General features: G+C 42.5%; 12 protein-coding genes. 7 read left to right on the forward strand and 5 right to left on the reverse strand.

Going from position 1 to position 14736, the window contains the following annotated elements; all coding sequences use genetic code 11:
* Positions 1–6: 6 nt before the first annotated feature.
* Positions 7–549, forward strand: coding sequence for an OmpH family outer membrane protein (locus tag F824_RS0102055; RefSeq protein WP_019596185.1), 543 nt, complete (start codon positions 7–9; stop codon positions 547–549).
* A gap of 207 nt (positions 550–756) precedes the next feature.
* Positions 757–1062 carry a thioredoxin gene (gene trxA, locus F824_RS0102060; protein WP_019596186.1) on the forward strand — a complete coding sequence of 102 codons (306 nt, stop codon included), beginning with the start codon at positions 757–759 and terminating at the stop codon, positions 1060–1062.
* 633 nt (positions 1063–1695) lie between these two features.
* Here trxA and F824_RS0102075 read toward each other — a convergent pair.
* Positions 1696–3435: a M14 family metallopeptidase gene (locus tag F824_RS0102075; RefSeq protein ID WP_019596188.1), complete on the reverse strand. Its 1740-nt coding sequence runs from the start codon at positions 3433–3435 to the stop codon at positions 1696–1698.
* A gap of 12 nt (positions 3436–3447) precedes the next feature.
* A complete protein-coding gene (locus F824_RS0102080) occupies positions 3448–5064 on the reverse strand; it encodes a M14 family metallopeptidase (RefSeq protein ID WP_019596189.1) in 1617 nt (538 codons plus the stop codon).
* Between the two features lie 251 nt (positions 5065–5315).
* Here F824_RS0102080 and F824_RS0102085 point away from each other — a divergent pair, with 251 nt between their 5' ends.
* From F824_RS0102085 to F824_RS0102110, 5 genes are all read left to right on the forward strand, one after another.
* On the forward strand, positions 5316–6155 hold the full coding sequence (locus tag F824_RS0102085; protein ID WP_019596190.1) for a universal stress protein: 840 nt from the start codon (positions 5316–5318) through the stop codon (positions 6153–6155).
* Positions 6156–7397, forward strand: a complete 1242-nt coding sequence (locus F824_RS0102090) for a cation:proton antiporter (protein WP_022582387.1) — start codon at positions 6156–6158, stop codon at positions 7395–7397.
* 119 nt (positions 7398–7516) lie between these two features.
* Positions 7517–8551, forward strand: coding sequence for a ferrochelatase (gene hemH, locus F824_RS0102095; protein WP_019596192.1), 1035 nt, complete (start codon positions 7517–7519; stop codon positions 8549–8551).
* A gap of 219 nt (positions 8552–8770) precedes the next feature.
* The gene (locus tag F824_RS0102100; RefSeq protein WP_019596193.1) at positions 8771–9973 is read left to right on the forward strand and encodes a CynX/NimT family MFS transporter; all 1203 of its coding nucleotides are present in this window, start codon (positions 8771–8773) and stop codon (positions 9971–9973) included.
* A 145-nt stretch (positions 9974–10118) separates the two neighbouring features.
* The gene (locus F824_RS0102110; RefSeq protein ID WP_019596194.1) at positions 10119–10721 is read left to right on the forward strand and encodes a DUF2179 domain-containing protein; all 603 of its coding nucleotides are present in this window, start codon (positions 10119–10121) and stop codon (positions 10719–10721) included.
* 498 nt (positions 10722–11219) lie between these two features.
* Here F824_RS0102110 and F824_RS0102120 read toward each other — a convergent pair whose 3' ends face one another.
* The 3 genes from F824_RS0102120 to F824_RS0102130 form a co-directional block, all read right to left on the reverse strand.
* The gene (locus F824_RS0102120) at positions 11220–13145 is read right to left on the reverse strand and encodes an OmpA family protein (RefSeq protein ID WP_026333445.1); all 1926 of its coding nucleotides are present in this window, start codon (positions 13143–13145) and stop codon (positions 11220–11222) included.
* Positions 13146–13196: 51 nt separating this feature from the next.
* Positions 13197–13691, reverse strand: coding sequence for a hypothetical protein (locus F824_RS0102125; protein WP_019596197.1), 495 nt, complete (start codon positions 13689–13691; stop codon positions 13197–13199).
* 192 nt (positions 13692–13883) lie between these two features.
* A complete protein-coding gene (locus F824_RS0102130) occupies positions 13884–14678 on the reverse strand; it encodes a (Fe-S)-binding protein (protein ID WP_019596198.1) in 795 nt (264 codons plus the stop codon).
* Positions 14679–14736: the final 58 nt, after the last annotated feature.

Genomic DNA, 14736 nt, shown 5'->3' on the forward strand with positions numbered 1-14736 from the left:
ACGAAAATGATGAAAATTAAAATTATCCTTTCCGCAATCGCTTTGTTTTGCGTAGGATTTGCGGCGAATGCTCAAGATCTGAAGATCGGCTATACCAATGTGGAACTCATAATGGATCTGATGCCAGAGATGGAACAAATCGGCGCGGACATCCAGGATTATCAGGCACAACTGCAAACCAATATCCAAACCAAAGCACAGGATTTCCAAAAACAGGTACAGGCTTATCAGCAAGCTGCTGCGACCATGACCGAAGAGGCCAGAGGAACAAAAGAGGCCTCACTTCAAAAAATCCAACAAGATCTTCAGAAATATGAGCAAGATGCTCAGACTTCTTACCAGAAGAAACTTCAGGAACTTTTGGAGCCGATTCAAGCAAAAGTCTTCAATGCGATCAATGCTGTAGCTGCTGAAAACAACTACACGCACATTTTCTCTGAAACTGCGGGACAATCACCAATATTGCTTTACACCAAAGACGAAGACAAATTTACTGAGTTGGTTTTGACCAAATTGGGTGTTGAAATTCCAAAAGCTCCAGGGCAATAATTAATTGATTTCTCAATAGCATTTGATTGGCCCGCTCCTCACAGGAGCGGGCTTTTTTAATTTAAATCCGAAATCTACAATATCCTAATGAGGCCCATAAATAAGCAGTTTCAAGATGGAATGGAGTGGGTGATGCAGAACACGGGATAAAAAGATGCTTTTGCTTTTTGAAAAGTGTAACTTTTGGGAATAATTGAATAGGAAAATATGCCAAAAAAGAAATTCAAAGACATCATTCAGCATTCTGATGAAGCCGTTCTAGTGGACTTCTATGCGGATTGGTGTGGACCTTGCCAAACCATGTCTCCCATACTGGAGGAGGTCTCCAACGAACTGGACGGAAAGATCAAAATCATCAAATTGAATGTTGACAAAAGTCCGCAAGCATCGCTTCAGTTTGGGGTCAGGTCTATTCCCCATTTTATATTGTTCAAGAGAGGCAAGATTCTTTGGCGAAAAGGAGGCGTGATGACAAAACGGGATCTGTTAAAGGCGCTTAAGGGGTTTGTTTGATCACAATGGAGGTGAATTACCCATGGATGTAGGACTTCATTCTTTTTCTACCAAGGATTTTAGAAAATAAATTCTGTCTTACCCCCGGCACTTTTTACGGGGATTGTTGCCCGGTTTCCCCACATTGAATAGTGAGGATTGGGATTTGAACAGGCCTTAGACTTTTTTTTTGGTTGGGATGCTTACGAAATGTTTCTGTGTTGTATGTTCTAAGGAGAATCGTTTTTTCAATTGGAAATACATCCAACCGACCCTGTGAAACCCATTTTATGCATTACGGACTCAACGCAATATTGTAATTGATTGACAATCAATTGGATGTTGACTATTCTTGATTTCACCTTATTGGTGTCAGGAATTATTCTCCCAAAAGGCTGATTTTCTTTCAGTTTCAATCCCATTTGGAAACCTATTGCTTGTTTCCATCTTACTTACGTCAAGTTAGCTGCTTTACCTTACTTTTTCAATGTCTTAGAATTCGGGTTAAATTGATTCATCTGTCCCATCTCTTTCGAGGGTATAGCCAATCTTGGAGCCAATATATTCTTCCCACAATTCAAGCATAAAAAAACCATCGGAGCAACTTTTGCTTCCGATGGCCTTTTCATTGACCTAAGATTTTGTCTCTGAGTCTTATTTTTTCCAACTCGCTTTACCTCCTTTGGCGGATTCCACATGGATGCTGTAATTGCTGTTTCCGGATACTATCCAGCGTACTTTTACCGCGTCCATTCCTGGGATGTTGTCTATTGCGATTTTTTCCGGATTGACTTTTTGTTCCGTAACCTTGTTGAAATCTTGGTTTTCCACTACAAATCCCGTCACCACCTTGGCGCCGACAATGCTGATATAATCAGGTTTTTCGATTTTGTACTTCAGATCCTGACTCGAATGGGTGGGCATCAATCTTTCATTGTAGATGGTGGCGGTCACTTCTTTCAAACCACTTCCCAAATCCACTTCTCTGACATCCATCACGCTCAGTTTTGGAGTATGGTAAGCATGGTAGATCGTAAAAGCAGAATTTCTATGTGCATCCTGCTCCATCAAGAATCCGGGATGAAGGCGTCCGAAATTCTTTTTGAAACCACCGATTTCGATTTTGCCGAATTGTGGATGGTCAAATTCCTTCCAATTCACGAAAGCATCTCCAAAAGTCAGGTAGGAATCCACTTTTAGTTGTTCGTCTTGGTTGTTTCGCCCAGCTTCTTTGTGGAAATAAAGATAGGAAGTCATCAATTCGTTGGAATAGGTGAAGATGCCTCTTCCACCATAGAACCAATCCAATTGGCCTCCAAAGACAGAATAGAGGTCTTTGTACACCACCAAATAGCGGTAACCGGGCATGAATTCTTCCCCTTTCTTGGCGATGGCATCATAGATGCGGACATCACTTGCATTATAGGTGTCGATATCTTCCTGTGCACCTGGACCTCTCAATATCATCCCTCCATAGTTGTGGTAGCTTTGGGCACCCGCAATGTTGGGATGCTTCATGACAAATTCCATGACTGCACGGTTTTCAGGGACGCTGAAAGGATATCTGAGGGCTCCTCTTTGTACATAATCTGGCTGCCAGTTCCAGCCCCAATCCCTGTTGGGATCATAAAAGCCAATCCCGTCGTCATTGACCACGCCATCTCCATCTCGGTCCAATCCTTCATACCCGAGCATTTCATATTCTCCTTTTTGCTCAGGTGCTACCATCGTCAATTTTCTTGGATCCATCGGATCCTTGACATATCGTCCGGTTGGTGATTTCCGGATCATCATGGTGATGTGCCCATTGTTGTCCAAATCGTCAAAAGGATCCTCTCCATATTCCCCATCTCCGTCATTGTCAAAAATCATCATGCCTGACCTTGGCGAATTTTGGTTGTTTGGCTCTTTGATAAAATAATCGTGTGCATCAGGGTTGATGGTAGGGGCAATGTAGAAAACCTTGTCCTGAAGGAGTTCAGTAATAAAGTCCAGATCTCCAAACATTTCGCTGAGGTACCATGCGGTGTACAGCGTGAATTCCGTTCCTTGGATTTCATTGGAGTGAATGTTCCCATCGATCCACATGGCGGGTTTGTCCTCCGGTTTTCCAGTTTTGAAATCGGTGACGGTGAGCACCCAAATGTCATTTCCCAAAAATGATTTCCCGATGCTTTCCATCTTGACCAAGTTGGGGTGTTTCTTTGCCATATCCCGCATGATTTCCTCCAAGGCGAGATTGGTGTGGTACCTGTTCCAGGAAACCTGTACTTTGGGGGTATGGGGCGTCCCAATGGCGCGGAAATATTTATCCTGCGCATTGGATGCCGACGTTGCCGCCAGGGTGAGGGCTGCTCCTAAAGCAGCGGTATAGATGCAGTTTATAAATTTCATGGTGTTGCTGATTTAGAGTTTGACATTCAAGCTGGCGTATCCGACATGTGGCGCTCCTGCCTTGATGTCGACATTTCCGGAGCCTTTGACTATCCAAGTCAGAGTGGTTTTTTCGTAGGACTCCAGCTTTTCGATCAACTTCATTTTGTCTCCTGCCAACAGGTCTTTCGCATCTTTATTGATGTCGACCCTTATTTTTCTCAACCATCTTGATTTTAACCCCATTTCGGAATGTGAGGGTAGTGTCGAATTGTTGACCAAATCAACTGAAATTCGGGTAAGATTCCCCGCCAATTTCTCAGTCTGCACATTGTGAAACTCCAAATTTGGTCTCATTTCTGCCAATTTGAGGATGAATGCATTGTGTTCTGCGGCAATTTCATCCACTTTGGCAAATGGAGGATTCACTCTTACGAAGGGTTTAATTCCTCCGATTTCCACTTTTTGATTGGGGAAATCCGGATGCTGTATGGCTGTCCACGGGACAAAAACATCACTTTGCCCCTCGGCTGTGGCCCAGGTCATGAAATTCACATCCATGTTGGCATTGGATTTACCTTCTTCGTTTTTGACTTCTGGAATCCACCATCCCGGTGTAGAGAAGCTCAATCTCCCAAAATGGAAATATGCCCACTGGAAGAAATCACCGTCTGTTCCTTGGTTGGTTTGGTTGAAGGCTTTCTGGGTCACTCCGTCATTGTAGAGGCCAGAGACCATCGCGTTGAGTGCCACATCATTTTCAAGCATGGAAGTCACTATCCTTTTCTTGGCATCAGCCGAATTGTGTTTCATTGGGCTGGAGAGATTGTTGGCTGGACTGAAAGTGACAAAGGCAAAAATGTTCCATTGGTCAAACAAATAGTCCAAAAGCGCCCTTCCTTCTGGTTGGGAAACGGCAAATTCGCCTGCCAACGGCTGGAATGCAGGGAATTTATAGGGCAAACTCTTGTTGAATGCAATGCCTTCCAATAGGTCTTCCCCAAACTTACCGTCTTTGTCATTGTCGCGGCTTTCAGGGAAAAGCATGTATTTTCCCTTCTGACCTTTTGATCGGTCGGCTTTGACCATTATCCGATCATCGTCTTCGGAAGCGGCATATTCCCCCACTGGGCTTTCCACCCGCATCATGGTGATGAAACCATCTTTATTCAGGTCTTCATATCCATCCTCATTGACCCTGCCATCACGGTCTTGGTCCACTTTGGCGGCGTTGCCTCTTCTTTCATATTTCAGGGATGCATGGTATTGCGCATAGGCATCCGGTGACATGTTGGGGAAAATGTAAAATGTGTTTTTTTCAAGTGCCGAAGCATTTTCTTTTACTAGGTTTTCAGCAAATCGAAGGGACATTTCCACACCCAAGACATGAAAACCTTCGACTCCGCCGACCAAAGCCAGGGCAGGTTTGTTGTCCATGTCGCCGGTTCCTACTTTTAGGGCCCAGATGTCCTTTCCTCCCTCGGTTTTGACGAGTGAGATGAGTTTTGCGGGACTACCGCTTCCAGAAATGGCCTTAAGCCGCTGGTCGATTTGGCTCAATGTGGGATAATCCCCTTGGGCAAAACTGGAAATGTGGGGAGAAAACAGGATTCCTGCCCCCATAACCAGAGAAAGATAAATTTTTTTCATAAAGCGAATTTGGTTTGGATTTATAGCCTTCAACGACCTGAGAATACAATCTTGGATACAGCTTGGCGCATCTATGTTACAAAAAATACATGGATAAATAAACGGGCTTTGGGTACAAAGAATGAGGCGTTTTTGAATGGCGGTACAATAGGATAAGTGGGGAAGGGAAAAGTATTCTTAAAATCAAGGGCCTTTATGTGCATTAAAAGGCAAAAATTTAATTACTTTGCAAGTAAAAAAAATTTGCCATTATGTTTCATAAAATAGCACTCGCGATTGCCTTTTCTCCCAGGATGGAGGCTTTGATCTGTGAGTCAAAGCGATTGAAAGATCTTTTTAATTCCGAATTGCTCTTGATCCATATAGGAGAAAAGTCACAGTTAGAGGAGGGAAATCTGAAAACCATCCTTGAAAAACACAATATCGATCTAGCCAAAACCAAGGTGGTTTGGGAGACAGGCAAACCCGTTAAAAAGATCATCGAGATTTGCGAAAAAGAGGGTGTGGACCTTCTTGTCGCAGGAGCTTTAAAAAATGAAGGTTTCTTCAAATACTATTTGGGGTCGATTGCGCGAAAAATCATTCGAAAATCCAAATGTTCTGTACTTACCTTGATAGAACCATCATTTGATCGCAATCCATTTCAAAAGGTAGTGATCAATGGTACCCAGCAGGAACAGACTCCGTATGTCATCGCAAAGGGCTTGGAATGGTGTAAATTGGAGCAAACCAAGAAAGTTTTTATCGTGAATGAAATCAAAATGTATGGTTTCCAGATGGCGACAGCAGGAGAGGGTGGTGGCGATGAAGTTTCTGCTACCCGAAAGAAACTGGTAGCAGAAGAAGTGATTTATGTGGAAAACATACTAAAACATTTAGATAAAGGGGATTTAAAAGTCAATATCAAAATAACCTGTGGCAAATGGGCTGCTGAATTGGTGAGATTCTCAGAAGATATTAAAGCTGATTTGTTGATTGTAGGTGATGAAGGAAATTTAGGGATTTTTGATAGGATTTTTTCGCACGACCTGGAAGATATATTAGGTGATTTACCGTGCAACCTCTTAATCATAAAGAAATATAGTGTCTAAATGGAAAAACTTTCCCATAGTGAAGTAGTTAATCTTTTACTGCAACTGGCATCCATGTTAATTTTGGCAAGAGTTTTTGCCGAAATAGCAAGGAAACTCAAACAACCAGCAGTTGTGGGAGAAATTCTTGCGGGGATCCTTTTGGGTCCCACCATTTTGGGAAGTTTGTTTCCCGGAATGTTTGAATTCTTATTCAATTCAAATCAAATGAGTAATATTGCTTTGGATGGATATGTTCAGATAGCAGTGGTACTGCTATTGTTTATTGCTGGATTGGAGGTGGAATTGAATATTGTTCTTTCACAAGGGAAAAAAGCGCTAAGCATTAGTTTTTTTGGGTTGGTCATTCCTTTTGCTTTTGGATTTATAGCACCCTTTTTCTTTGCTGAATTTTTTGGATTTGTAGAAGGAAACCGGCTATTATTTTCATTATTTATGGGTACCGCAATGGCGATAAGTGCACTTCCGGTAATTGTGAGGACCTTGATGGATCTGGATTTGTTTAAAAGTAAAATGGGAATGATGATAGTTTCCGCTGCGATGGTGGATGATATCATTGGATGGATGATTTTCTCAATCATCTTGAGTTTTATGGGGAAAGAAGCGAACACACTAGGTATTGGTTATACCATTTTATTGACGGTAGGTTTTGCTGTTTTTATGATAACCATTGGAAAGTCTCTTATCAATAAAGTTCTGCCTTGGATAAATAAAAGGTTGGCCTGGCCTGGTGGTTTGATTTCATTATCTCTTGCAGCTTGTTTTCTTGCGGCAGCTTTTACAGAATTCATCGGTATTCATGCCATTTTTGGTGCCTTTATTTTGGGAGTAGCTATCGGTGATTCCAAACATATGACAGAAAGAGCAAAGGAAATTATTCACCAATTTGTGAACAATATCTTTGCACCCGTATTTTTTGTTTCCATTGGATTAAAGGTTAATTTTTTCACGAATTTTGACCCGTTATTAGTGTTCGTAGTCATCGTTGTCGCTTATGTAGGAAAAGTGATCGGTTGTGGTTTTGGTGCATTACAAGGGGGCATGAGTAAATGGGAATCTTTTGCCATTGGATTTGGCATGAATGCCCGGGGTGCGATGGAGATTATTTTGGGCCTTATCGCCTTAGAAGCAGGGCTGATAAGCGAGAAACTTTTCGTTGCCTTGGTAGTAATGGCCTTGGTGACGAGTATGACGAGTGGGCCTTTGATGAAGTGGGCAATGAATAAAAATAAGTTGGCTTAATCGCGGGTTTTGTATAAGAAAAAAATGCGTGGGAATATCCGGAAATGCCCCTTGATAATTTCTAACCAAAGGGCTTAATTTTGGTTATTCATAATGATGTTTTACATTTTAAAAATTCGATGAGCAAAAATAAAGCAAAAACAGGTGTCCTTCTTGTCAATTTGGGTACGCCCGACAGTACGGCCACCGGTGATGTGAGAAAATATTTGAGGGAGTTTTTGATGGATTGGAGAGTCATTGACTTCCCATTTATCCCCAGATGGATGTTGGTCAACTTGATTATTGCTCCTTTCAGGGCGCCCAAATCCGCAAAGGAATACCGTAAACTTTGGACTGAAAGGGGATCTCCACTTCTTTTTCACACGGAAGATCTGCGGGACAAACTGGTAAAAAAACTGGATCCGGAAAAATATGTGGTGGAAATGGCCATGCGCTACCAAACTCCAAGCATTGAGAATGGCTTAAAAAACCTGAACAAAGCCAATGTAAAGAAAATCATTGTCCTCCCTTTGTTTCCCCAGTACGCTTCCGCAACCAATGGTTCGGTAGCGGACAAGGTGATGGAAATCGCTAAAGAATGGCAAATAGTCCCCAGTATTTCTTTTGTCAACAACTTTGTAGAGCATCCACTTTTTCTCCAGGCTTGGGCTGAGGTCGGCAAGGAAATGATGGACAAGGCAGAATATGACATGTTTCTGTTTTCTTATCACGGCTTGCCGGAAAGACAAATTCGAAAAGGTTCTGTAGAGGGTTATTGCCAACTCAGTGACAAATGCTGTGGCAATTACACCAAGAAAAATCAATTCTGCTATCGAGGACAGTGTTTCCATACCACTAGGCTTTTGGTCGAAAAAATGCAGCTACCAGCAGACAAGGTGATGACCTGTTTCCAATCCCGTTTGGGAAATGATCCTTGGATCAAACCTTACACAGAAGATGTCATCAAGGAATTGGCAGCAAAAGGGATAAAAAAAGTACTCGTTTTTTCCCCTGCATTTGTGGCGGATTGTCTGGAGACGATTGTGGAAGTGGGTGAAGAATACAAGGAAAAATTCGAAGAACTGGGGGGCGAAGAATGGGAGCTTGTCCCGAGTTTGAATTCCAATGACACCTGGGTGGATTGCGTTGCCGATTTGGTAGAATCCAATACCTGAAAGGATTAGGGGTGGATTTTCCCCATCTTAAATATTGCTGAGACAGAATTTCACAAATTTCCGGAGTGTCCAAAATCCTAGATTTGCCAAGGAATCGAGCATAGTTCTTTTGAATTATACTCGATTCCTTGGTTTTTTTTGTTCCAGTCTCTTTTCTTTAGGGCATAAAAGAAGATATAATGTGATCTTTTTGCCACTTTTGTCGCTTATTCCCACCGAATGAAAAAAATCAATTTCCTTTCAAGCCCCTGGTTTTTATTTTTAGGCATATTGTTGCTTTCTTTTAACCTAAGGCCTTCCATTACTGCAGTTGGACCTTTGATCCCGATGATTCGCGACGAATTGGGACTGTCCAATGCTTGGGCAGGGTTTCTGACCACATTGCCTTTGTTGACATTTGCGACCTTTTCTCTTTTTTCGGCAGCAATAGGAAAGCGGCTGGGTATCGCAAGAGCCATTTTCTTTGCCTTGCTTATTCTTCTTTTGGGAACCATCATCAGAATAATGGGTGGGACTTGGCTGTTGTTTTTTGGTACAGGGCTGACAGGGATTGGTATTGTCATCTGTAATGTGCTTTTGATTCCCTTCATTAAAAATAGGCTTCCTGATAAAATCGGAATTGCAACCGGGGCATTTACCTCAGGGATGATCCTCTTTGCCGCGATTGCTTCCGGAATCAGTGCGCCGATGGCTCTGGATTTTGGTTGGGGCTGGAAAGGCTCGTTGTTCAGCTGGACGGGATTGATTATTTTAGGAATTTTATTTTGGATTCCTCAGATCCGAAATCATAAGGTTAAGGTGCAGTTGATTCAGGAAGACAAAGCCATCAATGTTTGGAAATCCCGTTTGGCTTGGCAGATTAGTACCTTCATGGGCGTCCAATCACTGATGTTTTTCACCCTTATCGCATGGCTGCCAGACATGTTGATCTCTCGCGGATTGTCTGAGGTGGAGGCGGGCTTGGTCCTATCACTGATGCAGATCATCGGATTGTCCGCATCTTTTTTGGCGCCGATTGTGGGCGTGAAATTCAAGGATCAAGTCCCTTTGGCCTGGAGCTTGGGAGGTTTGTATTTTGTCGGCTTCTCAAGTCTCTTTTCACAAACGCTTTTGGTCAATTACATCGGACTTTCTTTGGTTGGGATCGCTACCGGTGCCAGTCTTTCCTTTGCGTATATGATCATTGGCCTGAGGACACAATCCGAAAAAACCACTGCATCCCTTTCGGGAATGGCGCAATCCACGGGTTATTATCTTGCTGCACTGGGTCCGCTTCTTTTCGGTCTCGCTTTTGACATGTTTGGAAACTGGGATTTGTTGATCTATCTTATGCTGTTTTGCACACTCCTATTTGTGTTTTTTGGGGTAAAATCCGGAAGGGCAAGGGTGATTGGATTTGAAGTCCTCTCAAAAAAAAATTAAGTCAAATTAAAAAGGATTCGAATTAAAGCAGAGACAATTTTTCAGTGTTTTGGAAGTCCGCTATCCACCAATATTTTTTATCCCAGGTTTTTCCTGTTTGATCCGAGGTAAGCTGTTACCTTTGCAAAAAAATTCAAGACCAGCCATGCAAGACTATTTTATCTCCTTGGGAATATCCAAAGAAGTGTTCAATTATGTACTCATGCCTTTGTTGATCTTTTCCGCAAGGGTCTGTGACGTGTCCATCAATACCCTCAGGATCATGTTTATGCTGAACGGGAAGAAGAAAATCGCACCAATTCTGGGGTTTTTCGAAGCAATGATTTGGCTTTTGGCCATTGGTCAGATTTTTCAAAATATCGACAATCCCATGTCCTACTTGGCCTATGCTGGTGGATTTGCGATGGGAACTTTCGTGGGGATGACCATTGAGGAAAAACTGGCGCTTGGAAGAGTATTGGTCAGGGTGATTACTCCGACACCCATGCCGGAATTGATAGAATATATGAAAAACAAAGATTTTCGGTTTACAAGTGTTGGAGCAGAGGGAAGGTTTGGAAAAGTCAACTTGCTTTTTACGGTGATGAAAAGGGAAGCTCTTCCGGAATATATCCAAAAAGTGAAATCCTTCAATGACAAGGCGTTTTATACCATCGAAAGCGTGAAAAGGGTCAGTGAGGACGAATTGAATGTAATGGAGGATCGACCAAGTTTTACCAATAAGGTTTGGAGCAGAATGAGAAAATAAAGCGTCAACCCGTTTTGTGCATTACGAACTCAATTCAATAGTATAACTAACCGATGTCCAATTAGTTGTTGATTGTTTTTGACTTCATCCTATTGGTGTTAGGAATTAGTCTGACCATAGTCTGATTTTCTTGCAGTTTCGATCTCATTTGGAAACCAAGTGCATATTTCCATCTAACTTAATCAAGTTAGATGCATTCCGTTACTTTTTCGATGTCTTAGAATTCGGGTTTAAATGCCTGTGGGCATGTTTTGCAAAGCCCCAGACCTGACAAAAAAAGGACCTTGCCCATTTAATTTGGCAAGGTCCTTTTTTTGTGAATGGGACATTTTAACCCGTGTTATGCATTACCGATTCAATTCCATCACAATTGCTTTATAATCAGTCAAGTATTTTAAGTTTTTAGTTACACGATTTCGGTTAAATTCGTTTTTTTCCAAATGGTCGGACTTTCTTGAGTTTCAACACCCACTAGAAAACCTTAGGCTTATTTATGGTTCAATTTGTGATCTCAATCACTTTAAATTCAGTCCTTCTATTGACCTGATGTTCTTCTTCGGTCTGTGCATTTTGGATGATCAATTGTCGTTTTCCATATCCTTTTGCGATCAATCGGGTAGCGACAATTCCTTTTGAAACCAAATAGGCCACGGCGGATTCTGCCCTTCTTTGGGAAAGGGCATCGTTGTAGGCATCACTGGCGCGGGCATCTGTATGTGAACTCAATTCAATGCGGATACTTGGATTGTCTTTTAGGATTTTGACTAATTTATCGAGTTCCAAAGCTGCATCAGGCCTGATATCTGCCATGTTCAAATCATAATAGATATTGTCAAGCACAATGGATCTTTCCAAAATCAAGGGTTCCAAAACGATGGTGGTATCCAAAGTCACGTTGGTGACATCTTGGATCAAATCCTCTGGTTTTGGTGTTTTACCTGTCGTGTTGTAAGTGATGCTCTTCGAGAAATAGCCGTTTTTGGAGGCAATCAAGGCAAATTTTTGATTTGGGGTCAGTGTAAACCTGATGGTTCCATTTTGGTTGGAGAAATCCCCTCCGGTCATTTTGTTGAGGGAATCATAAAGTGCGACCCTGGTTTGGGGCAGAATGGGCTCTGAACCGTCCTCTTTTTTCTCTTTGGTAGTTACGGTCAGGAATACATTGATGATTTTTGCTTTGGGAGTCTTGTCTTCGAAATAATAAATGTCATCCCCGCCTTGACCACCTTCCCTGTTGGAGGAAAGGAATCCCTCAAGTGGATACTTGGTAAAGGAAAGGGCAAAATCGTCTCCTACCGAATTGACATTGGGGCCAAGGTTCTTGACCACCCATCCGGCATCGGTTTTTTCAGCGACAAAAAGGTCCAACTTCCCAAGTCCCGGATGACCATCTGATGAAAAGAAAAACTTGCCGTCAGGAGCAGGTCTTGGATACATTTCGTTGCCTGGAGTGTTGATTTGTGGCCCCATATTCACAGGGTTTCCAAAATCCCCATTGGCAAGCTTGGTCGCTTTGTACAAGTCATTTCCCCCATATCCTCCTGGGCGATTGGACGAAAAATAAAGTTCATTGCCATCTGGACTGAATGCGGGATTGCTGTTCCAGTAGAATTCATCCTCATTTACCGGCATCCAAATGGGTTGTGTGTAAGCGGCACCTCTGAAGTAGGAGGCGAATAATGCGACGTCGGGAAGATCTTTGCCGGAGGTAGAGTTTCCTCTCGCATAAATGATTGTATTCCCATCAGGGCTGATGGCAATGTCCGCTTGGTTCAATCCCTCTTCATTTCTGAATTCGGGAAGCTCTTGTACGTTCTGAACGTCTACCTTGATGCCATCCGCTCTGGTTCGGAAGAGTTTGGTGTAGCCCTGACCTGTGGAGGGATAGAGGCCTGAAGCTTGTCTGGAACTCGTGAAATAGAGAAAATCCTCGCTGAGAATGGGGCCATAATCCAAGCCAGGGGTGTTGAGCAATTTGTAGTTCTCTATTTGGATGTAGGGCCAATACTCTTTGATTTCCTCGACTTTTTTCAAATTGGTGATCTCTCTGTCCAATTCCGCTTGGAATGTGTCATCCAACGTCAATTCCTTGGCTTTTTTAAAGGCTTCTTCAGCTTCCTCAAATTTCCCCTGGCTTTTTAAACTTTGGCCCAAGCGAAAATATTGCTCGTAATTTTCGTCTTCGCCTAAGGTTTTTTGATAGTATGGAGCGGATTGTTCAATCCTATTGGAGAGTCTATAGCTTTCTGCTACGTAAAAGTTTGCCTCTTTATTTTCAGGATCTTCTGCCAATACCTTGGCAAACGTATTGATGGCAAGCTGATATTCTCCTGACAGAAACTGATTTTGGCCTTTCTGATAGAGGCTGGTGCATCCGCCCAGTAGAAATACCATAGACATCAATAATAAAAAATGCTGCTTCATTGTTATCATCAATCAATTTGAGGGTTAATTCTAAAGATAGAATATTTATGATTACGAATTGGCAAAGTATTTATTTAACCAACTTTCCTTGGCCGGAATCAACCATTTTTTATCCAAATCTGACTTTTTGGCGATCAATGGGTTCAAAATCACCGTGTCAGGCTTGATTTTTCCCTCTTTCAAAATTGCCTTCACACCTAAGACAGATGTCATTTCAAAATCATTTCCAGCAGATAAAAAGGAAACCTTTCCCTGATCCAATAAATTGATTTGCAACTGCTTTTCTATTTCCTTTAATGTTCTCACAGAGCTATCAATAGAGCATCCGCTGGCTCCCAGTTGGCTTTCATCCACAGCCATTAAAATGACCTGATCAAATCGGATAGCAAAAGATGTCGGCATCAATGCGCCATGGGTATTCCACTGTTCACAAAAAACCTTGAGTTTATCGCTGATCCATTGTTGTTCTGCTGAGGTGAGTTTTCTGTTGGCCTGATACACCCAGATTCTGGAGTTTTCAGACATTTGATCAAAACTGATATACATTTGCGAAGGATTTCTTTTTTCAAATCTAAGAAGATATAAACTGAATATATCCTGTTTCCATAACGAAAGAAGGGATTGTTAGGATATGTTTTTGAAAGAATTCTCCCAATAAATGCATGGGAAGATTGGAGACTGGCGGTGGATGGTACGAATCCATTTCCAAGAACCAAGACATGGGGCTCAAAACCGAAATTAAATCCCCATATCCTTTGCAATCAACTCCGACAGGTCATACACCTGTACTTCATGCTCCTTGTTTTTGTTTTTTACCCCGTCGGTCATCATGGTCAGGCAAAATGGACAGCCAACAGCAATGGCCGATGCCCCTGTTGCCAGTGCTTCTTCCGTTCTTTCAATGTTGATATCCTTATTTCCTGGCTCAGGTTCTTTGAACATCTGCGCACCGCCAGCGCCACAGCAAAGCCCTTTTGTGCGGCATCTTTTCATTTCGACTAGTTCTACGTCCAATGCCTTCAAGACCTCTCTCGGGGCTTCGTATACGTCGTTGGCCCGGCCAAGATAGCAACTGTCATGGAAGGTGATTTTCTTTCCCTTGAATTCACCGCCTCCTTTCAATACTATTTTCCCCGCATTGATCAATTCCTGGAGAAATTGGGAATGGTGGACCACTTCATAATTTCCCCCCAAAGCAGGATATTCATTTTTGATGGTGTTGAAGCAGTGCGGGCATGCGGTCACGACGCGTTTGATGTTGTAGCCATTCATGACTTGGATGTTGGAAACTGCCTGCATCTGGAAAAGAAATTCATTTCCGGCACGCCTTGCAGGATCTCCCGTACATCCTTCTTCGGGCCCAAGTACCGCAAAGCTTGTCCCTACTTTGTTCAGTATTTTGACAAAAGCCTGTGTCACCGCCTTGTAACGGTCATCAAAAGATCCGGCGCAACCTACCCAAAATAAAATTTCTGGGCTTTCACCGTTTGCAGCCTTCTCGGCCATCGTGGGTACTTTATATGTATTTGACATTTTTGGAACTGTTCTTTTAACGAATGATGAATTGATCGTCTGACATGGTCCTTGGTCA

The sequence above is a fragment of the Rhodonellum psychrophilum GCM71 = DSM 17998 genome (assembly GCF_000381545.1).
Lineage (GTDB): Bacteria > Bacteroidota > Bacteroidia > Cytophagales > Cyclobacteriaceae > Rhodonellum > Rhodonellum psychrophilum.